Genomic DNA, 21145 nt, shown 5'->3' on the forward strand with positions numbered 1-21145 from the left:
TTCTGTGACGTCGTGAACGCGGGGTGTGGCCGGGGAGCGTCTTTCCGGTTTGTCCGGGAGGCCGCCGGGGTATGTGACCCCCAGCGTGAATTTAGGTGGCCAACTCTGGAAGGCGGAGCAATGGCACGTGTACAACGCGCTCGTATCCGGACGGCGGGAATCCAGCCCGCGCAGGTCCTGGCCGGACTGGCGAGCCTGGCATTCCTGGTGTTCGGGATCGTGGGCTTCACCAGGACCGGGTTCGCCGACTTCATCGGCCGGAGCGACGAGACCGTTCTCGGGTTCTCAGTGAACCCGCTCTACAACCTCGGGTTCGTCCTGCTGGGCGCGATCGGTCTGCTGCTGACCTTCGGTTCGGGCCGGTCCCGGGTCTTCGGTCTTCTGACGTTCGCGGCCTTCGGGGCGCTGTTCGTCTGGGGTCTGATGATCACGGGGACCGTTTCGACGAACCCGGTCTCACAGGCGGGCAACCCGTTCAACCTCAACGGGCCGGACAACTGGCTGCACCTCGGCCTCGCCGCGCTCGGGCTGGTGATCGCGTTCCTGCCCGCGCGGCACAAGGTGCTGCTGCCGGAGGACGAAGAGGAAACCGTGGTGGCGGATCGGGCCGACAGTGCCACGGTCGTCGAACCCGTCGCGGACGGTTCGGGACGGCCGAAGCATGAGAAAAGCCCGGCCATCGCTCGCGAAGAGCGTCCGCCGGGCCTTGCCCACTAGGTCTGCTGAAGCTCAGTAGCCGTACTCCGAACCACCGGACCCGGCGGGAGCGCCTTCCTCCTTCTTGGGGGAGGCGTTCCCGCTCTGGGCCGCCTTGTTCTTCACCGGCGCGGTGCTCTTGCACCCGGCGGGCTCGATGACGAACCAGGTACCGCCGACGCCGTGACCGTTCGCCTCACCGGCATTGGCGTCCTTGGCGTAGCGGTAGACGGCCCAGCCGCCGACGGTGACCTGAGTGGTGCCGTCCGCGCGCTTCACCGTGCCGAGCAGCTTCGAGTCGATGCCTTCGAGCTGGACGTCGCCCTCGGCGAGCATCGGCGGCCAGGTCTTCGCGCAGTCACCGTTGCAGGTCGGCTGCTTGTTCTTCTTGTCCTTGGTGAACATGTAGAGGGTGAAGCCCTCCTGGTCCACAATGGCCGGTCCGATGCCGTCGACCTCGGTCGCGACCAGCTTCTTCGCGCCGTCCGCCTTCTCCGCGGCCGGAGCCTCTTTGGCTTCCTTGGCCGCCTGGCCCGCCTTGGCGCCCTTGGCGTTCGCGGCGTACCAAGTGCTGCCGACGCCCTGGCCCTTCACCTCGCCGGCCTTGGCGTCCTTGGCGTAGCGGTAGAGCGCCCACCCGCCGACGGTGACCTGCTTGCGGCCGTCGGCGCGGGTCAGTTCACCGACCAGGGCCTGGTCCACGCCCTCGATCTGCACTTCGCCGTCCGCGAGCATCGGCGGCCAGGCCTTCGCGCAGTCACCGTCGCAATTGGACTTCGGCGGCTTCGCGCTGTCCTTGTCGAAGCGGTACAAGGTGAACCCGTCCTTGTCGACGAGCACCTGACCGAGCTCCCCGGCTTCGGCCACGGCCACCTTGGTCTCACCCTTGGCCGCGGGGGCGTTCCCGCCCGCTCCGGCGACCGCCGCGGCGGGTGCGACGGCGGGTGCGGCTGCCTCGGTGCCACCGGAGCAGGCCGACAGCACCACCAGGCCCGCGGCCGCGGACGCCGCTGCGACGACGAAACGCTTGCGAAGCATGGGATTTCTCCTTGTTCGTAGGGGTTCCGCGGCTTGGCGCGGTGAGCTTGTACCCCCTACACGGGCCCTGCGCGGGACCGGTTCAAGGAGTTCCCGGATTTTCTTCCCGGGTCTCCAGCGCGGCGTCGGTGAGCACCCCGGCCGAGCCGGTGTAGTTCGCGGGATCCAGCAGGTCGGCGAGGGATTCGGCGGGGAGGACTCCGGTTATCTCCGGCAGGTCGGAAAGGACCTCGCCGAGGGCCCGGCCCTGCTCCAGGGCGAGTCCGGACGCGCGCCCGAGGACTTCCTTGGCCCGCGTCTTGCCCAGCAGCGGGGCGAGCACGGTCGAGAGCCGCTCGGAGACGATCTGGCCGTGCGTGAGACCGAGGTTCTCGCGCAGGCGCTCGTCGTTGACGACCAGGCCGCGGGCGAGCTCGGCCGCCGTGTACGCGGCGCCGCCGGTCAGGCGCAGGCATTCGCGCAGCAACTGCCACTCGGCGTGCCACGCGCCCGCGGACCGCTCGTCCTCGGACATCAGGGCCTGGGTGACGCCCGTGGCCAGCACCGGGACCTGGAGGGCGGCGGAACGGATCAGCGTCGCCAGCACCGGATTGCGCTTGTGCGGCATCGCCGAAGAACCGCCACGGCCCGCGCCCGCGGGTTCGGTGACCTCGCCGACCTCGGTGCGCGTCAGGAACTGGACGTCGACCGCGATCTTGCCGAGTGCGGCGGCGGTGAACGCGAGGGCGGCCGCGAGGTCCGCCGTCGGGGTGCGGAGGGTGTGCCAGGGGAGCGTGGTCTCGGCGAGACCGGTCTCTTCGGCGAAGGCCGTCTGAAGCCGCTGCGGATACCCGTCGGGCAGCCCGGCGAGGCGCGCGTACTCGGCGTACGCGGCTCGCGTCCCGGCCGCGCCACCGAGCGAGACCGGCAGGACGACGCGATTCAGCCTGTCGAGCGCGTCGAGCGTCAGCTGACGCCAGCCCGCCGCCTTGAGCCCGAACGTCGTCGGGACTGCGTGGGCGGTGAGGGTGCGCCCGGCCATGGTCGTGTCGCGATGCGCGCGGGCGAGGCCCTCCAGCGCGTCCGCCGTCGCCTCGAGGTCGGCCGCGAGGAGGACCCTGGTCCGCGCGGCGACCAGCATCATCGCGGTGTCGAAGATGTCCTGGCTGGTTGAGCCGCGATGGACGTACTCCGTCCCGGCCGCCTCGGTCAGCTCCTTGATCAGCCCCACGACCGGGTTCGCCGTCTCACGCGCCGCCCTCGCCAGCGCGACCACGTCGACCTCGACCGACGCGGCCGCCTCGGTGATCGCGTCGGCCGCCGCCCGCGGGATCAGCCCGGTACTGGCCTGCGCCCTGGCGAGCGCGGCCTCCGTGTCGAGCAAGGCTCGAAGCCAGGCGAGATCACCGGTCGCAGCCTCGGCGGGCGTGCCGGCGCGGACCGGGGAGAGGAGGCCGGAATCGGGATCGGCGTTCATCGGCCCAGCATCGCACCCCCGTCGGTCAGTGGCCGGTCTTGCCGTCGATGCTCTCGCGCAGCAGGTCGGCGTGGCCGTCGTGGCGGGCGTACTCGGCGATGTGATGGGTCAGCAGCCACCGCAGCGAGAACGGCTCACCGCTGCCATGAGTCCTGCCCGTGTCGTCGAGCGTCGCCTTCGCGACGATCGCCCGCGAACGCTCGCACTCCTCATGCCACGCCACCCAAGCCGCCTCGACGTCGCCGCCGGTGTCCTCGAAGTCCTGCTCCGGCCGCTCGTCGGAGTAATAGAGCATCGGGACGTCCTCGCCCGCGAACTGAATGCGGAACCACCAGCGCTCGACCCCCGTGAGGTGCCTGAGCAGCCCGTGCAGCGACATCGTCGACGGCCCCACCGCCCGCTCGGCCATCTGCTCCGGCGTCAGACCCTGGCACTTCAGCTCGAAGGTGCGACGATGCCAATCGAGCGTGGACGTCAAGATCTCACGCTCGTCCGCCAGCCGCGGCGCCTCCGGCCGGTCGCCGGACCACTTGGGGGAGTAGTTCTCCTCGGGGATCGTGTCCATGGCCCCGACCATGGCAGACACCCCCGACAATTCCGTGGCGCTCCGGCGGCGGCCCCGCCATCCTGGTGGTCGGCGGCGATCTACTAGACTCGTCGGCACGGGCCGTTAGCTCAATTGGTAGAGCTGCGGACTTTTAATCCGTAGGTCTATCTTGCGCCTTCATAGGTGTCTTCCTGACAGCAGGTATTCTACCTGCTGTTTTTCTTGGATCTATCAGGCCGATCGGCCGGTATTGCACCCGCGCGGTGCTCCGTCGGTGCTCCTGTGTCGCCGGGTTGCAGGACGACCTCAGAACGCGCCCCTCTATGGGCGAATGCCCGTCGCTGAGTCCGTGGATGATCATAACTCTGACTCGCTGGCTAATTCGGCGTGGTCATGCTTGGAGCGGTCCTATCGTAACGCTCGGTTAGCGTGACCCGATCTTTACGGCAACGGGTCTCGTCGCGTCGCGACAGCCGGGGCTGCTCGGCCTGGCACAATCGGCGCTGACCAGGCGGATTGTCGGCGGCTGGCTGAGATCGACGTGGAGGAGGTTGCCGCATGGATCGGCTCGCGTGCTGGTGGTTCCGTTCCCAGGCCGTGCTGGCGCTGCACAAGCACAAGGCCACCGCCTTCCAAGATCACTTCAACGACGTAATGGAAGCGGTCCACGGCACCGACTTCATCCGGGTGCGGCCTGCTGGAAACGTCGGCGACCGTAAATGCGACGGGTACCTGCAGTCCACTGACACCGTGTTCCAGGTTTACGCACCTACGCTGGTAAAGCTTGCCTCGTGGTTGACCAAGATCGACAAGGACTTCGCGGGTGCGGAAACCCAGTGGGCGACGATGCGGTCGTGGATCTTCGTTCACAACCAGCACGACGGTTTGCCCGCTGACGTGACCCAGGCCCTGCTCAAGCTCAAGACCGACAACCCCGCCCTGGTCATCGACCATTGGTCGCCCTCCCGTCTGCTGGACCTGACCACCGACTTGGACGAGGACCGCCTTGTGCGCGTGTTCGGTCACCCGCCACGGGAACGGGACCTGCGAGACCTTGATCGGAGCGACATTGCCGAGGCTGTAGTCGGTCTGGCACTGGAAAGCGCGTCCTGGACGCCCAACGTCGCAGACCTACCGGTCGTCGATCCGCGCAAGCTCGACTACAACGAGCTCTCGGAGTTCCCTCGGCGGCTGATCACTGCCGGGATCGCCCAGGCCCGCATGGTCGAGGGCTACTTCGACAACAACCCCGACCCCACGTTGCGCGACCGCGCCGGGATGCTGATGAAGGTCGAGTGGCTCAACCTCCAGCGTCAAGCCGTGATAGGGGATGAGGCATTCCACGCTCTCTACGACCGCGTCGCGGCCAACGCCCAAGGGTCGCGAGAGGCAACCGCGTCCCTGGCGCTGCTCGCGTTCCTGTTCGAGTCCTGCGACATCTTCGACAACCCGCCCGCCGACTGGTCGGGGACGGCGGCATGATCACGCCGACCAAGGGCATACGGCCTGAACGATCCTTGCTCTACCTCGGTGGGCAAATCCTCAACGACCTGGACGGCCCTACTACCGTCAGCGGTGCATGGGAAGCCTTTGCCCGCCGCCGCGAGCGCGAGGGACAGGACGCCACCATCACCTTCGACTGGTTCGTACTCGCTCTTGACCTGCTGCGAGCGCTGGGCACCATCAAGCTGCGTGATGGCCTGATCGTCAAGGTGACCAAGCGGTGATCCACGAAGTCGCCAGTAGCTTGCCCCAGTTCAAGACCCTGCGGTTCACCCAGGGCCTGAACATTGTGCTCGCCGATCGCACCGAAAAGTCCGAACAGACTGACACCCGCAACGGCAGCGGCAAAAGCAGCCTGGTGGAGATCTTCCATTACCTGCTCGGCGGCAGGGCCGATCCGAGGAGCATGTTTCGACAGCCGCCACTGGACGCGCACTGGTTTGCCATGACCTTCGATCTCGCTGGCCAGCGCGTTCGAGTTCAACGGGATGGGGCAACGCCGGGCAAAGTCACCGTCGCCAGCATCAACGACGAAGGCGTAGTCGAGAACGAGGAGACGATCTCCAACGAGCAGTGGAAACAAAGGCTCGCTGCGGACGTCTTCGGCCTCACCGGGGGAGGCGATTGGGCTCCGTCCTTCCGGTCCTGCATCAGCTACTTCCTGCGTCGCCAGTCCGTCGGAGCGTTCCAAACCCCCGCCAAGCACTTCAGTCAGCAGATGACCTGGGACGTCCAAGTCAACCTGTCGTTCTTGCTCGGCCTCGACGTCGAGCTGCCCCGCGCCTGGCAGCGGCTGCGGGAGCGCGAACGACAGATGGACACCCTCCGCAAGGCCGCCAAGGGCGGCGCCCTGGGCGACATCGTGGGCAACTCCGGAGAACTGGCCAGCGAACTCGCCGGAGCCGAGGACGAGCTGAACACGCTCACATCGGCCGTAGCCGATTTCACTGTCATTCCCACATACGTCACTGTCGAGGCCGAGGTTACGCGACTCGGTCAACGGATCCGCGGGCTGAACAACCAGATCGTCTCCGACCGGGAGTACCTTGCCCAACTGGAAAGTTCATTCGACGAAGTACAGACGGCCCGGTCCGCCGGGCTCGTCGAGCTGTACGCCGCTGCCGAGGTCCAGCTTCCCGCAGTCGCGCTGGCCGCCTACGACGACGTGCAGACATTCCACGACTCCATCATCGCCAACCGACGCCAGTACCTCGCCGCCGAGATTCGGCGCATTAACGGGGACCTCACCACCAACACCGCCGAGCGGGACCGCATCGCAGGGCAGCGCTCCGACGGACTGCGGCTGCTTGCCAGTGGCGGTGCCGTTGAAACGCTGCTCGAGTTGCAACGCGACATTGCCAAGCGTCAGGTCCGGGTGGAGCAACTCCGGCAACGCTACGAAAACGCCGTCGCCTTGGAATCGCAGCAGGGCGAGCTCCGACTCGAACGCCAGACCCTCGCTGCCAACCTCACCCGCGATCTTGCTGAACGCCAACAGGTGCTCCGCCCGGCCTTTGTCATCTTCGAGCGCCTGTCGCAACGCCTCTACGCCGACCAGCAGCACGGTCGCCTGGTCATCAACGCCACCGACAACGGCCCCGAGACCAGCGCCACAATTCCCCGTGGTCGCAGCAAGGGCATCACCAACATGCAGGTCTACTGCTTCGACATCACCCTCGTCACCTTGTGGTCCCGTCAGCAGCGTGGCCCCGGCTTCCTCGTCCACGACAGCCACCTCTTCGACGGTGTCGACGAACGCCAACGCGCCTCGGCACTGCAACTGGGCGCCGAGTACGCCGCTGCCGAGGGCTTCCAGTACGTCGTGACCCTCAACAGCGACGAAATCCCGAAAGAACTACCCGACGGTACGTTGGTCGAAGACTTCGTCCTACCGCAACGACTCACAGATCACGGTGAAGACGGCGGGCTTTTCGGCATTCGGTTCTGACTTCCGGATGTGGTGCTAGAGGTGACACCTACTGTGCGCCACAGCGTTGTCGCCGTCCGGCGGAAGCCCTGTTTTGTCGGTGGTCTGAGGCATCTTGGTGTCAGGAGGGGTGATGACCGACAGCATGACGATCTCGAACGGGTCTGCGGTAGTGGGCGCATTGCTCGAGGAGGAGCTTCGTGCGCTGCGGTTGCAGGCGGCACGACTCGAGCTCCACATAGCCTTGCTCGACACCGCGAAGCGGGTTGCCGGAGCGGTCCACTGCGGTCCGCAGCATTCCTCGGACGATCTCGATTTCGTCGTCCTCGTAGGCGATCCATGAACGGACCAGCCCGCCCATCGGATCGATCTGGGTGAAGGACATCAGTTCTGGTCGCCCGACCATAACGCTGCCGATTGTCATGATCTTCACTGCCTGCTCCGGGGGAATCTTCTTCAAATCGGTGTGGGATCTCGGAATGATCGCCACATGAGCGTAGTGCGGGGCGCGCGTGTCCTTGGCGATGAACGGCCCGGAGACGAGAATCGTGCTCAGGCCGAATCGGACGGGAACCAGCTCTACCATTAGCCTGAGCGCGTCGAAGATCCGTTGCCGGTTGTAGAAGTGGTCGCAACCTTGGACGAAGATCGCTTCGACGGCATCGAGTGGCATTCGGTGAACACCCGGGACCAGCAGGCCGTTTCGTTGGAAGTCAGGCATGTCAGGCATGTCCGGCGTTGGCTCCCAGGCGGTGGTCCGAAGGGTTCGGCGTGGACACGGTGGCAGGGGATTCGTCGGGAGCGTGCATTAGTGCCCGCGGGCCGAAGAAGGCGGAGCCATGCTGATCGCCGGTGGGATTGACGGTGTCTCCCGCGTTCTGAAAACTTTGGATGAGGTCGACGAGCGCGCGTTGCTGGCTGCGGCTCAGTTGGTCGTAGGCGTCCAGCATTTCGCGTCGGAGGACGGCGTCGACCTCCTCGTTGAAAATGTGATTGTCGGGGTCAAAGCCCGCGAGTGTGAGTGCTTCGCGTTCGTCAAGGCCGACGACTTTGGCGACTTTCAGCACGGTTTCCGGTGTGGTTCCCACGGCGGCCGGTTCGGCGCTGTCGGATGGTTGGGTTCCCGTTTCGAGTTGGCGCCACCGTGACTCGGAGATACCGGCGCGCCGGGCGGCTTCGCGTCCGGAGAGCTTCAGGCGGGTTCTGGCTCTGCGAAGCAGGGTGCCGAACTCCCACGAAGGTGAGATCATGTGCGCAGTATTGCGCACTAGTTGCGGATATGCATTTCGGGGGTACCTGTCGATGGCCCAGGCCGTCGTCGGCTCGCATCTCTGGAACAGGACGGGCGTCCTCCAATGTCATAGGGCTGCGCTGCAACGAAGACACCGGTCCGGCCGAGGCGAGTGGACACCGCGCGACCGACTTCACCGGAGGAGACCGCCGTCTGGCTGACCGAGGCTGCTGCTGCCAGCCGACGCGGTGCTCAAGGCGGGCGCCGTGCGCCTCCGCAGCACAACTCACAAGGGACACGGCACAGGTCAGCCAGTTGCGCAATGCGGTCGAACCGGCATCCGACGATGACGCTTGGCTTGGCCGCACTCGCGGCCGTCGGGCACATCATCACCAAGCAGTGCCCGGACTTCGACGCGCGCAACTACGGCTACGCCAAACTCGGCAACCTGATCGCGGCGACGACTCTGTTCGAGCTGAACTGCAGCAGCCCTGGCGACGGGAAACGGCCCGTCCCAGAGCTAGCTGTCACCAGGTACACATACCGCGTCGGTCAGTGTCGGGTCCGCAGAGGAGTTCCAATGAAGCCCGGCTCATTGGGCGAGGGCCGTGGTGTCGGTTTGTAGGGCTATGTTGTCGAGCGCACGACCCAACGCGGGACCTGGGTTTAAGCGGTCTCGGCGACTTTGGGGCTCGGTAGCTGAGTGGCCCGGCAAGTCCAGCACGGCGTGTGAGCGTCGACAAGGCAGGTACAAATCGGTCGCAGCTGCCGCGTATGGCCCCTGCTTCACGTGGATGAGCTCACCGCTCGGCCCGATGACGTCTGCGATCTCCTGGGGCGAGGTCTGCCGAGCCAACGTAGAGGTGGCTTCCAGCGCTGCTGCTGCAGGCACTGACTCAAGCACTGCGGCCGCAAGCAGAAGACTGCTCTCCGGCTGCCCCGCCCGGAGAACATCTGGTCGCGCCCAGGACGCGAGATCCTCCTTGACGTGCAGGTGAAGACTGCTGGCCGCGGGCCGTAACGTTTCGGCAGCCGACCACAGCCACGCCTCCACGTTTTCTGCGGTGTTGTCGCGGCTCGTTGTCCCAGGTGCCGCATGATCCAGGCGCCGTAACACCTCTTCGACAATGGAGCAGGAGTCCGAGACAACCAAACAACGTCCACCTCTGGCGATCGACCTGCTCACTATGTCGGCCAGGATGTGTGTCTTCCCAGTGCTGGGTGGGCCGTGCACGACGATGGGTAGCGCAGCGTCGGTGAACCGCTGCGGGGCGAGCAGGTCGGCGACGTGGTGCAGAGGGTCGCGCGTGTGCGCTCGAGATGTGCGGGCTTCGGTGATGATGCGCTCGGCGCGGACGTGGGCGTCGTCGATAATGTGGGTTGCTGTGTCCTCGGCCGAGTGGATGACAGCGGCCTCCGGTCCTGATCTCTCCAGCGAGCCCGCCTGCTCGTCCTCGGTACCCCCGTCGTGAGTCGAAGCAATGCCGATGACAGGTCGTCCTATGTGGCGAACGTGGACGGCGTCAGTCATGCCGCCGTGCTGGCGTGTGGCTTCGTCCAGTTGTCCCTCTGCACCAGGGATGTCGCGGTCAGCGGCGGCACGCAGCCACCGGATCGCACGCTGGATATGACCGACGGCCAGGAGATCCTGAGCGAGTTCAAGTGCGGCGTACCCGAACTCGATGTCCTCGCCTTCCCGGATGATCTCGTCGGTCTCGGCCGGGGACAGCATGTCGGCCGCGTCCTGCAACTGGGTGAGGGTCGGCCCGGGCATTGCGTCGGCCGCTTCCGTCATGCGCTGCACGAACGTGCGCCCTTGCTCTGACATTGCCGCGACCCTGGTTTCGTCGTGGTCGTCCGGCCTGAGGTCGGTCATGCGCTCGCCTCCTTCTGTGTGCCGTACCCGGTGAGTTCAGGGCACTTCCGCGCGGCCTTCTTCGCCGCGCGCAGCACGTTGTTCAGGCCGTCGCGGCCGACGCGGAGCAAGGCGGCCGCAGCGTCGTAGGACAGTTGGTCGACGTAGACATACATCAGCGCTTGTCGTTGCAGCTCATCGAGCTGAGCGAGTGCACGGACGACGTCGACGCGGGTGTCGATCAGCGCGCAGGTGGCCGTGGCGTGCGCATCCAGCCAACGGTGAAGCACCTCGTCGTCGGTGGCAACGGGGGCGTTGATCTGCTCGCGACGCCAGTTGCCGATCTTGCGCCTGGCGAACCCGTACAGGAGGCGGACCGCGTCCTCATCCGGCATTCCATGGCGGCGGCGCCAGTAGACCAGGAGCTCTCCGAGGACTACCTGACGGATGACCTGGGCGGCGTGCGTATCGCCGACCCGCGTCAGGATGTAACGCAACAACTGGGGTCCCTGCGCCCGCAGGAGGTCGACGAATCGAGATTCGTCGACCTCCTGCGGGCGAGTGGTCTCGCCGTTCACCAGGGCATGACCCGAACATCGGGTTGCCCGTCCACGCCACCGGTGAACGGGATGATCTCCAGTGACCATTCCGCGCCGTCAGGGTCCTTGCTGGTCACACGTGCCGCAGACCCTGCGGTGGCGATGGTCGCTGCCACGTCGGTCATTGTGGCCGCGCGTTGCTGCGCCATTTCGACCCGGTGACGACCCAGGATCGCCGCCTTGGCCAGCCCGGTCAGCCCGCGCTGGATCACCACCACCGGCTCAGCTGGCTCAGGAGTGCCGTGTGTGGACATCGCGTCCCTCCATCGTCGTCAACGAGTTGGCACCCTCTATATGGGTCACCGACGCCGGATCGGGTAACGCCGGGCAAAATTGGTCTCTGATCTGGCCAACTCCCGATCCCGTGTTGAGTACCCGCCCCGCTCTTGCTCGCGTGATCGGGTACCGCTGAGCGTGGTGCGGGGGTGCTGCGTCAGGCGGCGGGCGGTCGGCGGACCCGCTGGGGTGTCCACAGCAGCGCCTTGGGGCGTTTGCCGGAGGGCAGCTCGACGTAGGAGGCGGGTTGAAGGTGATCAGCGGGACCGCTTTCCGTCCGCGTTTGAGGCGGATGGCGGCGTTGAGGGCGGCGCGCAGGGTGGCGCGGTAGCGCTGCATGGTGGCCGCGCCCATGGTGCGTAGGCCGTAGACGGTGGCGCGGATTTCCGGGTCGTCGCTGGCGCGGGCTTCTTCGACTACAGAGGAGCGGCGCGCCTTCGCTGGATCTCGATCCGGTTGTGAAGGCGCCGCAGGTTCTCCAGCTCCGCGGTCATGTCCTCGCGGCTCAAGGTGAAGCCACCCGCGGAACCGGCCCTGTCGAGATCGTCGGCGACGAAGAAGTTCAGTCCCGCCAAAGAGAAATCGTCGCCGACCGTGCCCTGTGCGGCCATGCCGTCTGCTCCTAGCCGCGCAAGTTGTCGATGACGAACTCGGAGATCTTCTTGGCCGCTCCGCAGGGATCGTTCCGCCAAGGACCGGCTTCCGCACGGCCGCGGGTGTTGGCGCCGACGTACACCAGTGTGGTGTCATCGACTCCGAGAGCCAGCCTGCACGCCAGCGGTCCCTCATCCTTCTTGCTCGGGATGTTCTCCTCGATCTCCGTGATCACCCCGGGGTAGCCGTTGATCGTGACTTCTTCCCAGTTCTTCGGGTTGTGGCGGCCCCGAGCATGATCGCGGTACAGCGTGCTGATGTTGTTGCTGTCCTCCAGCACCGGATGCCACGATGCGGTCACCTCGACCAACCGGCCGAACGCGACGAAGCATTCCCCGTCCCTGCCGCGCTGCTGGGTGCCGTTGTCGGCGAAGCCGATGCTCTGCAGCTGTTCCACGGTGATCGCCGTGCAAGGATCTGCCTTGAACTTGGCGCCGTTCAACTGTGCGGGGATCGGCGGGACCGACACCGACGGTTCCGGTGGCGGAGGCGGAGGGCTCGTGCCGCAGCCGGCCAGCACCACCATCCCGCCCGCCATCAGCAGGGCGAGCCCTCGGGCGAAACGTCGTGTCACGAAGGATCGGCTCCCGGTTTGATCCGCCAGCGACGGGGTTCCCCGACCACCTCGGCACTCGTGCCGACATCCGGGATCTTGGGAAACGTGGTTTCGATGGCCGTCAGCTCGAGACCGCTCCCGACCAGCGCCCCGATGTTGGTGATCATGGCGCCGAGGAGCGCGTTGCAGTCACGCCAGAACTTCTCGAACGCCGAATTCATCGCGTCCACGAAGTCCTTGGCCGACAACGCAGCCAACGGCGGGACAAGCAGCGACCCCATGACGATCGCGAACTTCCCGCTCAGCTGCGCCAGATTCGCCGCACAGTTCCCGAGCGCTAGCAACAGGTTCTTGTACGTGTCGATCACCGTGATCGCGACCGCGCTCACCGTTTTGGTCAGGCTCGTGACGGAGGCCTGCCCCTTGTTCAGGCCGTCAACAACCATCCCGGAATACATCGAGTACTGATCGAACGCATCACCGCGCCACGCGGCATTGAGCGACAGCTTGGCGTCATTGACCTTCTCGGCAGCTTCCTTCAACTTGCTCTGCCTGGCGAACACGTCCGCGAGATCCAGCGCTTTATCCAGGTCGCCGGCAACGAACACGCGAAGCTTGTCGAGCAGCCCGATGATCCCATGCGCGCCGATCAGGTCCGCGTACTCCCGGACCTTCGCATCCGCGGCCTCCGGATAGTGCATGGTGGCGAGTTCCGCCGCCGCCTGGCCCGGGTCGGAGGTGGTCACTTGATCTCACCCTCCAGCTTCTTCATCCGCTCATACGCTTCCTGATCCAGCTGCTCATAATGGTTCGCAGCCTTGCCCAAGGCCGCGCTCAGCACAGCGAGCTGGGTCGAATTCTCGGCGGTGATCCGCTGAATCGCGTCGATGGCCGCGTTGTACCGGTCCACCGTCCCCAGGCCGTCGAGCCCGGGCATCAGGTTCGTCGCCGTCCCCGGCAAACCGAGGTCGTAGGGGCCGAGCGCGACGTTCGCCAGGTCCACGATCGCGAAGTTCTGCAGCAGTCCTGCCGCCTCCTCGATCGTGTCGGCCGCGGCGCGCAACTTCTCCGGGTAGACGTGATAGCCCTGACCGGGACCGGGGTCGAACGGATCCGGAAAGCTCATACCAGCCGCTCCTCATCCCGAACGGCAGCGATCGCCGTCTCATGCCGCTGGGCCGCGGTCTCCTCTGCCCGCTGGATCCCCAGCAGCAGCTGCCGCGACAAACTCGCCGCGCTGTAGGCCTTCATCGCGGCCACATCCACCGACACATCGACCAGCTCACCAGCGCCGGTCACCGTCACCGACCCCAGCTCACCCGGCAACGTCCACGTGACACGATCCCGCGCCGCACCGATCGCGGCCTGCTCGACCGCGGCCACCGTCACGTCAATCTCCCGCGCCAGGTGATACAGCTCGTTCTCATAGCTCACCAGCGATCCCGCCCCTCGTCCTCGAGATCGTCGTCCAAGAAATCGAGCTGATCGAAACTCTCTTCCTCGACCTCTTCGGTATCTCGGCGAACTACACGAGGCCCTGCCGTCACCCCGGCTCGAGGAGCAGGCGGCGGAACAGAGTCCTCCTGCCGTCCAGGTGCCGATCCGCGGGCGGGTTCGGGCACCCACTCCTGGTCCTTGTCCACCACCGCGCGCACCTTGGCGAGACCGGCCCGCGCGGCCTCACGCCGAGCCGCGGACACCGCCTCGATCACCGCCGGACCCAGCCGCTGCGGATGCGTACTCCGGATCACATGATCCGCGATCGTCAGATCCACGAGCTTGCCCTGACCGGTCACCACTGCCGACGCAATACCATCAGCCGACCGCCCGGTAAACCGGGCCCGCTCCAGCTCAGCATCAAGCTCACCAGCCTGCTGCTGCAACCTGGCCACGTTCAAAGACACGCCGGCTCGCCCTCCCCGTCGCCCGACATCTCCTACCAGCCGCCCCCACGGCCCGACCGCATCGCCGCCATCAACTCACGAGCGTAATCGGTCGGGCGGTCAGCGTAGTCGAACTCGCGGACTTGTGTCTCGTTGTTCCCATCACTCCGCCGGGAACAGGAAGCTTGGTGTCCCCGCCGCCAGGTGAACCTAGGCCGGGCCTTCCGGCTCGTCTGTCTGCCACGACGCACACGCGTGGGCCAGGTAGGCGATCACATTCGTTCCGCAGCGGCGGGCGACCCGGAATGCAAGGGACTCCCGAGCCCTCGCTATGCTCATGGGCACGGGCCGTTAGCTCAATTGGTAGAGCTGCGGACTTTTAATCCGTAGGTTCTGGGTTCGAGCCCCAGGCGGCCCACTCTTTCGCCTGGTCCACGCGTTGTGGATCAAGATCATCTCCCCGGTTTCGTTGGTCCTGAGCCAATTTGTCGAGTTCCCTGCCCGCGATCGGCATTTGACGCGGACAACCTGGCGTCTCTTGATCATGGACCTGAAGCGCGTATCCCGCCGAGTCGTCGCCCTGTCCGTGGCCTTCACTGCCGCACTGGTGGTCGTGGCCGCTCCGGCGTCCGCGGCCGACGACCGGGTGGTGACCGTGGTGAGCGAGGCCGATCGGGCGGCGGCGCTGGCTCACTGGACGCCGGAGCGGATGCGTCAGTGGGTGGGCGAGGAATGGCTGCCGCCCGCCGAGAAGATCGGCCGCGTGTGGGAGGGGCCGGTGCCGCCGGGGGTCGGACGGCTGTTCTTCACCGCCGAGCCCGGTGTCGACGGATCCTGCACGGCGACGGTGGTTCCCGGTTCCAGCAAGGATGTGGCGTTCACCGCCGGGCATTGCGTGAACGGCGGGCTGGACCGCTACGACAACCCGATCAAGATCGTCAACGTCGTGTTCGTGCCGGGTTACGACCGCGGCGCGGCACCGCACGGGGTGTTCGCGGCACGGGCGTTCGCCTGGTCGGGTACCTATCCGGGGCCGACGAGCGGGACGGACGACGACGCGGTGATCGCGCTGGATCCGGTCGGTGGTCACCACGTCGCCGATGTCGCGGGCACTCAGGACATCTCGTTCGAAGAGTTACCGTCCACTGTGGACACGACCATGCTCGGTTACCCCGTCTCCCAAGCCGCCGCCGGTGAAGCCTTGTTCTCCTGTGTGCGGCCCGCCGAGCGCAAGGTCAACTCGGTCAACACGACGTGGAACACGGATTGTGATCTGGCGGGCGGTTCCAGCGGCGGGCCGTGGCTGCGGAACTTCGATCCCGCCACCGGCAAGGGGACGCTCTTCAGCGTCACCAGCCGGGGGACGATGACCGAGGACGGGACGACCACGGATCTGAGCGGCGCCGCCTTCACGGAGCCCGTGCGGAACCTGTACGAGCGAGCCGGCGAGCTCTGAGCCGGTCCGGGGATGTCGAGACGTCCGGAGTGGCTCCGACCCTTCGGTGAGAGCGCCGGACGGCGGCGCCACCGAAGCGAAGGAGGCCTTGCGATGAGCAAGGTGGTGCTGGACGTGTCGATGTCCTTGGACGGCTTCACCGCCGGGCCGAACGTCCGCGACGACGAGCCCATGGGCGACGGCGGCGAGCGGTTGCACGAGTGGATGGGGACCGACGCCCGCGTCTTCGAAGAGGTGAACGCGAGGGTCGGGGCCACCGTCATCGGCCGCCGTACGTTCGACCTCGGGCTGCGTCCGTGGGGCGGGACACCGTGGCCCGGCGTCCCGAGCTTCGTGGTCACGCATCGGACCCGGGAAGACCTCCTCGGCGACAACGGCGGCACGTTCGCCTTCGGCGGGCTGGAGGCCGCGGTCCGGCGTGCCAAGGCCGCCGCGGGCGACAAGGACGTCCTGGTGATGGGTACGGACGTCGCCGGGCAGGTGCTCGCCGCGGGGCTGCTCGACGAAGTCCACCTCCACCTCGCCCCCGTGGTGCTGGGGCAGGGGACCGGCCTGTTCGGCGGACATCTCGGCGAGCTGATCCCGCAGGGTGAACCCGTCGCGGGGGCCGCTACTCACCTGCGCTTTCGCGTTCGGCGCGCAGCCGGGCCCGGTGAGTGAGCTCGCCGACGACGCGCTGCCACGCCGGTGACGCCTCGGAGATCCGGGAAACGACCAGTTCGAGGTAGCCCGGCCGCCCGCCGTCGCCCTCGTGACCGACCTCCCAGGCGTCCAGGTCGTCGATGAGCCGGTCGAGGCGCGGATCGCGCGGATCCCAGCCGATCGCCTGGTCGCAGGCGAGATGGACGCGCAGCGTCTCGGGGTCGTCGAAGGCGGCGTTCTTCTCCCGTAGCCGCTCCGGCACGACGTGCGGGTCCAGCGCGCGCATCAGGATCCACGCGTCGCGTTCGAGCAGGACCCGCTGTTCGCTGACCCCCAGATCGCGCATCCGGTCCAGGAGGGCGACCACGCCGGGAGGCAGGACGAGCCGTTCGCCGACGGCCAGTTCGGCGATCCGGAGGCGGTTCTCGGTGAGCTGGTCGATCTTGCGCCGCAGCTCGGCGTCGATGTCGGCGATGGCGGCGGCGAACTCGGCGGGCCGGGCGTGCAGCAGCGCGTCGATCCGGGCCAGCGGCACCCCGGCGTCGGCGAGGGTCCTGATCCGGATGAGGTCCACCGCCGCCTCCGCGCTGTACCGGCGGTAGCCGGAGGCGTCGCGTCCGGGCTCGGGCAGCAGGCCGACGTGGTGATAGTGACGGACGGCACGCACGGTCACCCCGGCGGTCGCCGCGAGCTGGCCGATCGTGAGCACCCGTTCTCCCTGTCGCCGGAAACCGCCGCCGAGTCTAGGAGCGGTCGATGACATCGCGGATCGCCTGGGTCACGGCATCGGGACGGTCGAAGCAGAGCCGGTGGTGCAGGGTGTCGGTGAGGACGCGCTGCTCGCCGTAGGAGACCCTGCTCACCAGGGCCGCGTCCATTTTCGTCTTGCCGTCGTGCAGCTCCCGGGACAGCTGTTCCGGCTGAGCGGGGTCGTTGCCCACGACTGTGAGTGCGATCACAGGGACATCGGGCAGGTCAGGCCCGGCTCGGAGCTCGGCGGCGAGTTCGACCAGGCCGGTGCGTTCGGCGACGCCGGCGCGAAGCCAGCCGTCGCTCACCTTGGCCTCGACCAGGGCTTCTCGCACGTGGTCCGGATAGCCGGTGCGCAGCTCGGCGTACGTCTCGCGGAGGACCGGACGCAGCTCGCCCAGCCGGTCGAGATCGGGTGCCGTCCGCTCGGCCTCGGCCAGGCTCGCCGAGGGAGGCATGAAGTCGTCCCAGGCGGGGTGGAGGGCGTCCAGCCAGACCAGGCCCGCCACCTCCCGCGGGTGAAGCTGCGCGAACCCGTGCGCGTAGAGGCCGCCGAGGGAGTGCGCCGCCAGGACGTACGGGCCGGGGATGTCCAGGGCGAACAGCAGCTCGCGGAGCTCCGTGGCCACCTCGACGGCGGTGCGCGGCAGCGGGAGGGGATCGCTGTAGCCCGTGCCGCCGCGGTCGTAGACCACGGCGGTGGTGAACCGCGCGACCTCCTGCTGGACCCCGAGGTAGTCCAGGCCGACCGCACTGGCGCCCGGAAGGAACACGACGGCCGGTCCGCCGTCACCCGATCGGTGCAAGAAGAGGCGGCGGCCGTCGAGCTCCTCGAAGCCCCCGATCGGCGGCGCGAACCGGGCCGGGGAAGTGCTGTCGTTCGTCATGTGGGAAGCCTCCGGCCCTGACGCTGGGTCAAGGTCAAGGCTGCGGTCGAGATCTTCGGCCTGACCTGCGGAAAGATGACCCGCCACCAAACTTTTCCGGGACACGACGTGTGCGGCTCGGGAAGACCTGCGATAATTACCGGTGAGATCGGGGCATCGAATGGGCTCAGACTCGCTATGAAGAGCAGGTAAAAAGTATGGCTCAGGGCAGCGTTAAGTGGTTCAACGGCGAAAAGGGCTTCGGCTTCATCGCTCAGGACGACGGTGGACCGGACGTTTTCGTGCACTACTCGGAGATCCAGGGCAACGGCTTCAAGTCCCTGGACGAAGGGCAGCGCGTCGAATTCGAGATCGGCCAAGGTCAGAAGGGCCCCCAGGCCCAGCGCGTCGTCGCCATCTGACGTTTTTTCACACCGAAGGCCCCCACCCTCTCCGGGTGGGGGCCTTCGGGCGTTTCAGGTGGTCGACGGGAGTGTGTCCAGGCTCATCCGCGGGCTGGACGACGGGCTCTGGAGCTCGTGTTCCGGCTACCGATATCGTCAAGGGATGCTTGTGATCGTTCGTGAGCACGCGTGCGGCCGGACACGGTGAGCCGCTCCGCCACGGAGCCGGAACAGGTCGGTCGGAAGGTGCGGCTGCGCGAGGTCGGCCTCCGCGACCGCCGGGTCCTGATGGGCTTCGACCGCGACATGGCCCGTGAGGCGACGCCGCTGATCGGTGGCGGGCACCGCCATTGGGCCTCGCACCGTTCGGGTTCGGCGGGTGACGACATTCACTTCGGCATCGAGACGGTGCGCGGGCGGATGCTGGTCGGCTCGGTCTGCACCATCGGCGCGGACCCGGTGACCGGCCTGTTCGGCTACGGCATCGGGATCGCCCCTCGCCACCAGCGCTGCGGCTACGCCACGGACGCCATCACCGTTCTCCTGGCGCATATGTTCGAGCAACGTGGCTTCCGTAAATGCGAGGTCAGCGTGTACGGCGGCAACCTGGCGTCCCTTTCGCTGCACGGCGGTCTGGGCTTCCGCGAGGAAGGCAGGCTGCGCGACACCGAAGTGGTGCGCGGCGAGATCAAGTACCTGGTCCGGATGGGGATCACGGCCGAGGAATTCGCCGCGCGCCCCTCCGACGGCCCGGACGACCTCGGACGGCGCGGTCAGCACCGGAGGCCCCGCCGCGGCAAGCACTGGCGCGCGCCCGCCACGGTCAGCGGCTGATCATCCCGGACTCGTAGGCGAAGACGACCGCCTGGACGCGGTCGCGGAGGCCGAGTTTCGTGAGGATGCGGCCGACGTGGGTCTTCACCGTCCCCTGCGAGAGGTACAGCAGCCCGGCGATCTCGGCGTTGGACAGACCGCGGGCCAGCTGCTCCAGCACCTCGTGTTCGCGGCCGGTGAGCAGAGCGAGCCTGGCGTCCGGCGACGGCGCGGGCAGGCCGGTGACCACGCGGTCGAGCAGCCGCCGGGTGACGGTGGGCGCGAGCGTGGCTTCCCCGGCGGCGACGACGCGGACGCCGGAGATCAGATCCGGTGCGAGCGCGTCCTTGAGCAGGAAACCGCTGGCCCCCGCCTGGAGCGCGGCGTAGACGTACTCGTCCAGGTCGAAGGTGGTCAGCACCAGGACGCGGGCGCGGTGGGCCGCGGCGATCGCGGTGGTGGCCTCGACGCCGTCCATCTCGGGCATCCGGATGTCCATGAGCACGACGTCGGGATCGAGGTCCGCCACCATCCTGACGGCCTCCGCGCCGTCGCCCGCCTCTCCGACGACGTCGATGTCGCCGGCGTTGTCCAGGATCATCCGCAGGCCGGTGCGCACGAGCGTCTGGTCGTCGGCGATGACCACCCGGATCGTCATGACGGCAGGCTCGCGCGGACGGCGAAGCCGTGGTCCGGACGCGGTCCCGCGTCGAAGGTGCCGCCCAGTACGTTCACTCGTTCCCGCATTCCTTCGAGGCCGTGCCCGGTGCCGGACGGAGGTTCCGCCGCGACGCCGTCATCGGTCACCTCGATGTCCAGCGCGCCGGGCCCGTAGCGCATCACGATAGTCACCGACGCGTCCGGACCGGCGTGTTTCAGCACGTTCGTCAGCGCCTCCTGCACGATCCGGTAGGCCGCCAGGTCCACAGTGGACGGAAGTGGCCGGGGTTCCCCTTCGACCACGAACTCGACCGGCGTACCCGCGGCGCGGATGTCGGCGGCCAGCCGCGGCAGGCGTTCCGCGCCAGGCTGGGGTTCCCAGTCCGGTGCGTCCTGGCCGAGCGCGCCGAGCAGCCGCCGGATCTCGCTCAAGGCGGTCCGCCCGGTGCCGACGATGGCGTCCAGCGCCTCCCGCGCTCGCTCGGGCCGCCGCTCCAGCTCCGCCTGGGCGCCTTGGGCCTGCAGCACCACCACCGAAAGCGCGTGCGCGACGACGTCGTGCAGTTCGCGGCTGATCCGCCCGCGTTCGGCGGCGACGGCCAGCGCGGCCTGGGTGTCGCGCTCGCGCTCGAGATCGGCGGCCCGCTGCTCCAGGACCGAGAGCCGGATCCGGCGCTGCCGCGTGTTCAACCCGGCCAGCCAAGCCACCGCGAGCGAGAGGCCGATGCCTGCGAACCCACCCCAGTCCTGGACCTGGCGATGGTCGCCGTCGAGGTCGGTGGGTGGTGCCAGCCGATCGATGACGATGATCCGCGGCGGTTCCGGATCCGACGTCCGCGAGTTCGTTTCGGCGGCATGGAACGACCACGCTCCGGCGACGAGCAGGCCCGCCGCCAACAGGGCGAGGGAAAGCCGACGCGACCCCCACGCCGCGACGGAGAAGAGACCGATCAACGCCACGAAGTCGACCGGGCGGAGATCGTTGCCCATGGCCAGATGCAGGAGGGAGACCACCGCCCCGGCCGCGAACGTGATCGCGGGACTGCGGTGCCGGATCAGCAAAGAAGCCAAGGACACCAAGGAGGCAAGCCACCACTCGAAGCCTTCCGGGTCATCGGTGGTGACCACAGTGGACAGTCCGATGAGTACGGTCAGCCCGAGGTCCACGGACTTCGGGTGACTCCTGAGGATGGCCGGCACCAGCCGAGCCTAATCCCAGATCGGGCGTCGCGGATCCACCTCGCGGCAGACCCCGGCATGCGACCTGCGACAGACGCGCGAATACGGAGCCGGGTCGCAGGCTGATGGCGGAAGATCCTCGACAGAAACGGAA

At 67.4% G+C, this 21145-nt stretch carries 27 protein-coding genes and 1 tRNA gene; 10 read left to right on the top strand and 18 right to left on the bottom strand.

The genetic code is table 11. From position 1 onward, the window contains the following. Positions 1 to 120 precede the first annotated feature (120 nt). Entirely contained in the window at positions 121 to 717 is a 597-nt protein-coding gene (locus tag BKN51_RS36320; protein WP_101611891.1) for a DUF4383 domain-containing protein, read from the top strand. 12 nt (positions 718 to 729) lie between these two features. Here the strand turns inward: BKN51_RS36320 and BKN51_RS36325 are convergent, their stop codons facing one another. The 3 genes from BKN51_RS36325 to BKN51_RS36335 form a co-directional block, all read right to left on the bottom strand. Continuing rightward, on the bottom strand, positions 730 to 1734 hold the full coding sequence (locus BKN51_RS36325; protein ID WP_101611892.1) for an SCO0930 family lipoprotein: 1005 nt from the start codon (positions 1732 to 1734) through the stop codon (positions 730 to 732). An 82-nt stretch (positions 1735 to 1816) separates the two neighbouring features. Then, complete coding sequence (locus BKN51_RS36330; RefSeq protein ID WP_101611893.1) at positions 1817 to 3190, bottom strand: class-II fumarase/aspartase family protein; 1374 nt, start codon at positions 3188 to 3190, stop codon at positions 1817 to 1819. Between the two features lie 25 nt (positions 3191 to 3215). Beyond that, complete coding sequence (locus BKN51_RS36335) at positions 3216 to 3755, bottom strand: DinB family protein (protein WP_101613672.1); 540 nt, start codon at positions 3753 to 3755, stop codon at positions 3216 to 3218. A 540-nt stretch (positions 3756 to 4295) separates the two neighbouring features. On the opposite strand from BKN51_RS36335, the gene BKN51_RS36340 reads away from it, so the two are divergent. The 3 genes from BKN51_RS36340 to BKN51_RS36350 are packed head-to-tail and all read left to right on the top strand — an operon-like array spanning position 4296 to position 7188. Further along, positions 4296 to 5219 carry an ABC-three component system protein gene (locus BKN51_RS36340; RefSeq protein ID WP_101611894.1) on the top strand — a complete coding sequence of 308 codons (924 nt, stop codon included), beginning with the start codon at positions 4296 to 4298 and terminating at the stop codon, positions 5217 to 5219. Continuing rightward, positions 5216 to 5464, top strand: a complete 249-nt coding sequence (locus BKN51_RS36345) for an ABC-three component system middle component 6 (RefSeq protein WP_101611895.1) — start codon at positions 5216 to 5218, stop codon at positions 5462 to 5464. The genes BKN51_RS36340 and BKN51_RS36345 overlap by 4 nt, the downstream gene beginning before the upstream one ends. Continuing rightward, positions 5461 to 7188 (top strand): DUF2326 domain-containing protein, encoded by a 1728-nt coding sequence (locus tag BKN51_RS36350; protein WP_101611896.1) that lies wholly within the window; start codon positions 5461 to 5463, stop codon positions 7186 to 7188. The genes BKN51_RS36345 and BKN51_RS36350 overlap by 4 nt, the downstream gene beginning before the upstream one ends. Before the next feature lie 100 nt (positions 7189 to 7288). Here BKN51_RS36350 and BKN51_RS36355 read toward each other — a convergent pair whose 3' ends face one another. Continuing rightward, positions 7289 to 7897 (bottom strand): DUF6932 family protein, encoded by a 609-nt coding sequence (locus BKN51_RS36355; protein WP_146044308.1) that lies wholly within the window; start codon positions 7895 to 7897, stop codon positions 7289 to 7291. After that, positions 7890 to 8417: a helix-turn-helix domain-containing protein gene (locus BKN51_RS44545; RefSeq protein WP_101611898.1), complete on the bottom strand. Its 528-nt coding sequence runs from the start codon at positions 8415 to 8417 to the stop codon at positions 7890 to 7892. Before BKN51_RS44545 ends, BKN51_RS36355 begins: the two co-directional genes overlap by 8 nt. A gap of 327 nt (positions 8418 to 8744) precedes the next feature. Between BKN51_RS44545 and BKN51_RS44550 the strand changes: the two genes are divergently transcribed. After that, positions 8745 to 9023 (top strand): OST-HTH/LOTUS domain-containing protein, encoded by a 279-nt coding sequence (locus BKN51_RS44550; protein WP_233223070.1) that lies wholly within the window; start codon positions 8745 to 8747, stop codon positions 9021 to 9023. On the opposite strand, the gene BKN51_RS36370 is transcribed toward BKN51_RS44550, so the two are convergent. The 9 genes from BKN51_RS36370 to BKN51_RS36410 form a co-directional block, all read right to left on the bottom strand. After that, positions 8991 to 10274 (bottom strand): hypothetical protein, encoded by a 1284-nt coding sequence (locus BKN51_RS36370; RefSeq protein ID WP_101611899.1) that lies wholly within the window; start codon positions 10272 to 10274, stop codon positions 8991 to 8993. The genes BKN51_RS44550 and BKN51_RS36370 overlap by 33 nt on opposite strands. Further along, the gene (locus BKN51_RS36375) at positions 10271 to 10831 is read right to left on the bottom strand and encodes an RNA polymerase sigma factor (RefSeq protein WP_101611900.1); all 561 of its coding nucleotides are present in this window, start codon (positions 10829 to 10831) and stop codon (positions 10271 to 10273) included. Before BKN51_RS36375 ends, BKN51_RS36370 begins: the two co-directional genes overlap by 4 nt. Next, positions 10828 to 11106, bottom strand: coding sequence for a hypothetical protein (locus tag BKN51_RS36380; protein ID WP_101611901.1), 279 nt, complete (start codon positions 11104 to 11106; stop codon positions 10828 to 10830). The genes BKN51_RS36375 and BKN51_RS36380 overlap by 4 nt, the downstream gene beginning before the upstream one ends. A gap of 438 nt (positions 11107 to 11544) precedes the next feature. Beyond that, positions 11545 to 11739, bottom strand: coding sequence for a hypothetical protein (locus BKN51_RS36385; RefSeq protein WP_101611902.1), 195 nt, complete (start codon positions 11737 to 11739; stop codon positions 11545 to 11547). A gap of 11 nt (positions 11740 to 11750) precedes the next feature. Continuing rightward, entirely contained in the window at positions 11751 to 12356 is a 606-nt protein-coding gene (locus BKN51_RS36390; RefSeq protein WP_233223071.1) for a DUF3558 domain-containing protein, read from the bottom strand. Then, positions 12353 to 13084: a hypothetical protein gene (locus tag BKN51_RS36395; protein ID WP_101611904.1), complete on the bottom strand. Its 732-nt coding sequence runs from the start codon at positions 13082 to 13084 to the stop codon at positions 12353 to 12355. Before BKN51_RS36395 ends, BKN51_RS36390 begins: the two co-directional genes overlap by 4 nt. Beyond that, on the bottom strand, positions 13081 to 13464 hold the full coding sequence (locus BKN51_RS36400; RefSeq protein ID WP_101611905.1) for a hypothetical protein: 384 nt from the start codon (positions 13462 to 13464) through the stop codon (positions 13081 to 13083). The genes BKN51_RS36395 and BKN51_RS36400 overlap by 4 nt, the downstream gene beginning before the upstream one ends. Next, positions 13461 to 13772, bottom strand: a complete 312-nt coding sequence (locus tag BKN51_RS36405; protein WP_101611906.1) for a hypothetical protein — start codon at positions 13770 to 13772, stop codon at positions 13461 to 13463. The genes BKN51_RS36400 and BKN51_RS36405 overlap by 4 nt, the downstream gene beginning before the upstream one ends. Beyond that, positions 13769 to 14242, bottom strand: coding sequence for a YbaB/EbfC family nucleoid-associated protein (locus BKN51_RS36410; RefSeq protein ID WP_233223072.1), 474 nt, complete (start codon positions 14240 to 14242; stop codon positions 13769 to 13771). Before BKN51_RS36410 ends, BKN51_RS36405 begins: the two co-directional genes overlap by 4 nt. A 324-nt stretch (positions 14243 to 14566) precedes the next feature. Here BKN51_RS36410 and BKN51_RS36415 point away from each other — a divergent pair. The 3 genes from BKN51_RS36415 (at position 14567) to BKN51_RS36425 (ending at position 16337) form a co-directional block, all read left to right on the top strand. Further along, positions 14567 to 14639 (top strand) — tRNA-Lys (locus BKN51_RS36415). Between the two features lie 126 nt (positions 14640 to 14765). Further along, the gene (locus BKN51_RS36420) at positions 14766 to 15677 is read left to right on the top strand and encodes a trypsin-like serine peptidase (protein WP_101611907.1); all 912 of its coding nucleotides are present in this window, start codon (positions 14766 to 14768) and stop codon (positions 15675 to 15677) included. Between the two features lie 93 nt (positions 15678 to 15770). Next, a complete protein-coding gene (locus BKN51_RS36425; RefSeq protein WP_101611908.1) occupies positions 15771 to 16337 on the top strand; it encodes a dihydrofolate reductase family protein in 567 nt (188 codons plus the stop codon). Here BKN51_RS36425 and BKN51_RS36430 read toward each other — a convergent pair. Together BKN51_RS36430 and BKN51_RS36435 are read right to left on the bottom strand one after the other, a co-directional pair. Continuing rightward, a complete protein-coding gene (locus tag BKN51_RS36430) occupies positions 16288 to 17028 on the bottom strand; it encodes a MerR family transcriptional regulator (RefSeq protein WP_101611909.1) in 741 nt (246 codons plus the stop codon). The genes BKN51_RS36425 and BKN51_RS36430 overlap by 50 nt on opposite strands. A gap of 34 nt (positions 17029 to 17062) precedes the next feature. Beyond that, the gene (locus tag BKN51_RS36435; protein WP_101611910.1) at positions 17063 to 17956 is read right to left on the bottom strand and encodes an alpha/beta hydrolase; all 894 of its coding nucleotides are present in this window, start codon (positions 17954 to 17956) and stop codon (positions 17063 to 17065) included. A 197-nt stretch (positions 17957 to 18153) separates the two neighbouring features. Here BKN51_RS36435 and BKN51_RS36440 point away from each other — a divergent pair, with 197 nt between their 5' ends. Together BKN51_RS36440 and BKN51_RS36445 are read left to right on the top strand one after the other, a co-directional pair. Further along, positions 18154 to 18357 (top strand): cold-shock protein, encoded by a 204-nt coding sequence (locus BKN51_RS36440; RefSeq protein WP_037319102.1) that lies wholly within the window; start codon positions 18154 to 18156, stop codon positions 18355 to 18357. A gap of 171 nt (positions 18358 to 18528) precedes the next feature. Further along, positions 18529 to 19173, top strand: a complete 645-nt coding sequence (locus BKN51_RS36445) for a GNAT family N-acetyltransferase (RefSeq protein WP_101611911.1) — start codon at positions 18529 to 18531, stop codon at positions 19171 to 19173. Here the strand turns inward: BKN51_RS36445 and BKN51_RS36450 are convergent. Continuing rightward, entirely contained in the window at positions 19163 to 19810 is a 648-nt protein-coding gene (locus BKN51_RS36450) for a response regulator (protein WP_101611912.1), read from the bottom strand. The two genes, BKN51_RS36445 and BKN51_RS36450, sit on opposite strands and share 11 nt — an antisense overlap. Beyond that, positions 19807 to 21012 (bottom strand): sensor histidine kinase, encoded by a 1206-nt coding sequence (locus BKN51_RS36455; RefSeq protein ID WP_101611913.1) that lies wholly within the window; start codon positions 21010 to 21012, stop codon positions 19807 to 19809. Before BKN51_RS36455 ends, BKN51_RS36450 begins: the two co-directional genes overlap by 4 nt. Between the last annotated feature and the right edge of the window lie 133 nt (positions 21013 to 21145).

This window comes from Amycolatopsis sp. BJA-103 (genome assembly GCF_002849735.1).
Lineage (GTDB): Bacteria > Actinomycetota > Actinomycetes > Mycobacteriales > Pseudonocardiaceae > Amycolatopsis.

What these genes read in the sequence shown, in the direction of transcription:
- BKN51_RS36320 (WP_101611891.1), top strand. Translation starts at nt 121, where the DNA reads ATGGCACGTGTACAACGCGCTCGTATCCGGACGGCGGGAATCCAGCCC.
- BKN51_RS36325 (WP_101611892.1), bottom strand. Translation starts at nt 1,734, where the DNA reads ATGCTTCGCAAGCGTTTCGTCGTCGCAGCGGCGTCCGCGGCCGCGGGC.
- BKN51_RS36330 (WP_101611893.1), bottom strand. Translation starts at nt 3,190, where the DNA reads ATGAACGCCGATCCCGATTCCGGCCTCCTCTCCCCGGTCCGCGCCGGC.
- BKN51_RS36335 (WP_101613672.1), bottom strand. Translation starts at nt 3,755, where the DNA reads ATGGACACGATCCCCGAGGAGAACTACTCCCCCAAGTGGTCCGGCGAC.
- BKN51_RS36340 (WP_101611894.1), top strand. Translation starts at nt 4,296, where the DNA reads ATGGATCGGCTCGCGTGCTGGTGGTTCCGTTCCCAGGCCGTGCTGGCG.
- BKN51_RS36345 (WP_101611895.1), top strand. Translation starts at nt 5,216, where the DNA reads ATGATCACGCCGACCAAGGGCATACGGCCTGAACGATCCTTGCTCTAC.
- BKN51_RS36355 (WP_146044308.1), bottom strand. Translation starts at nt 7,897, where the DNA reads ATGCCTGACATGCCTGACTTCCAACGAAACGGCCTGCTGGTCCCGGGT.
- BKN51_RS44545 (WP_101611898.1), bottom strand. Translation starts at nt 8,417, where the DNA reads ATGATCTCACCTTCGTGGGAGTTCGGCACCCTGCTTCGCAGAGCCAGA.
- BKN51_RS44550 (WP_233223070.1), top strand. Translation starts at nt 8,745, where the DNA reads ATGACGCTTGGCTTGGCCGCACTCGCGGCCGTCGGGCACATCATCACC.
- BKN51_RS36370 (WP_101611899.1), bottom strand. Translation starts at nt 10,274, where the DNA reads ATGACCGACCTCAGGCCGGACGACCACGACGAAACCAGGGTCGCGGCA.
- BKN51_RS36380 (WP_101611901.1), bottom strand. Translation starts at nt 11,106, where the DNA reads ATGTCCACACACGGCACTCCTGAGCCAGCTGAGCCGGTGGTGGTGATC.
- BKN51_RS36385 (WP_101611902.1), bottom strand. Translation starts at nt 11,739, where the DNA reads ATGGCCGCACAGGGCACGGTCGGCGACGATTTCTCTTTGGCGGGACTG.
- BKN51_RS36400 (WP_101611905.1), bottom strand. Translation starts at nt 13,464, where the DNA reads ATGAGCTTTCCGGATCCGTTCGACCCCGGTCCCGGTCAGGGCTATCAC.
- BKN51_RS36420 (WP_101611907.1), top strand. Translation starts at nt 14,766, where the DNA reads ATGGACCTGAAGCGCGTATCCCGCCGAGTCGTCGCCCTGTCCGTGGCC.
- BKN51_RS36425 (WP_101611908.1), top strand. Translation starts at nt 15,771, where the DNA reads ATGAGCAAGGTGGTGCTGGACGTGTCGATGTCCTTGGACGGCTTCACC.
- BKN51_RS36435 (WP_101611910.1), bottom strand. Translation starts at nt 17,956, where the DNA reads ATGACGAACGACAGCACTTCCCCGGCCCGGTTCGCGCCGCCGATCGGG.
- BKN51_RS36440 (WP_037319102.1), top strand. Translation starts at nt 18,154, where the DNA reads ATGGCTCAGGGCAGCGTTAAGTGGTTCAACGGCGAAAAGGGCTTCGGC.
- BKN51_RS36450 (WP_101611912.1), bottom strand. Translation starts at nt 19,810, where the DNA reads ATGACGATCCGGGTGGTCATCGCCGACGACCAGACGCTCGTGCGCACC.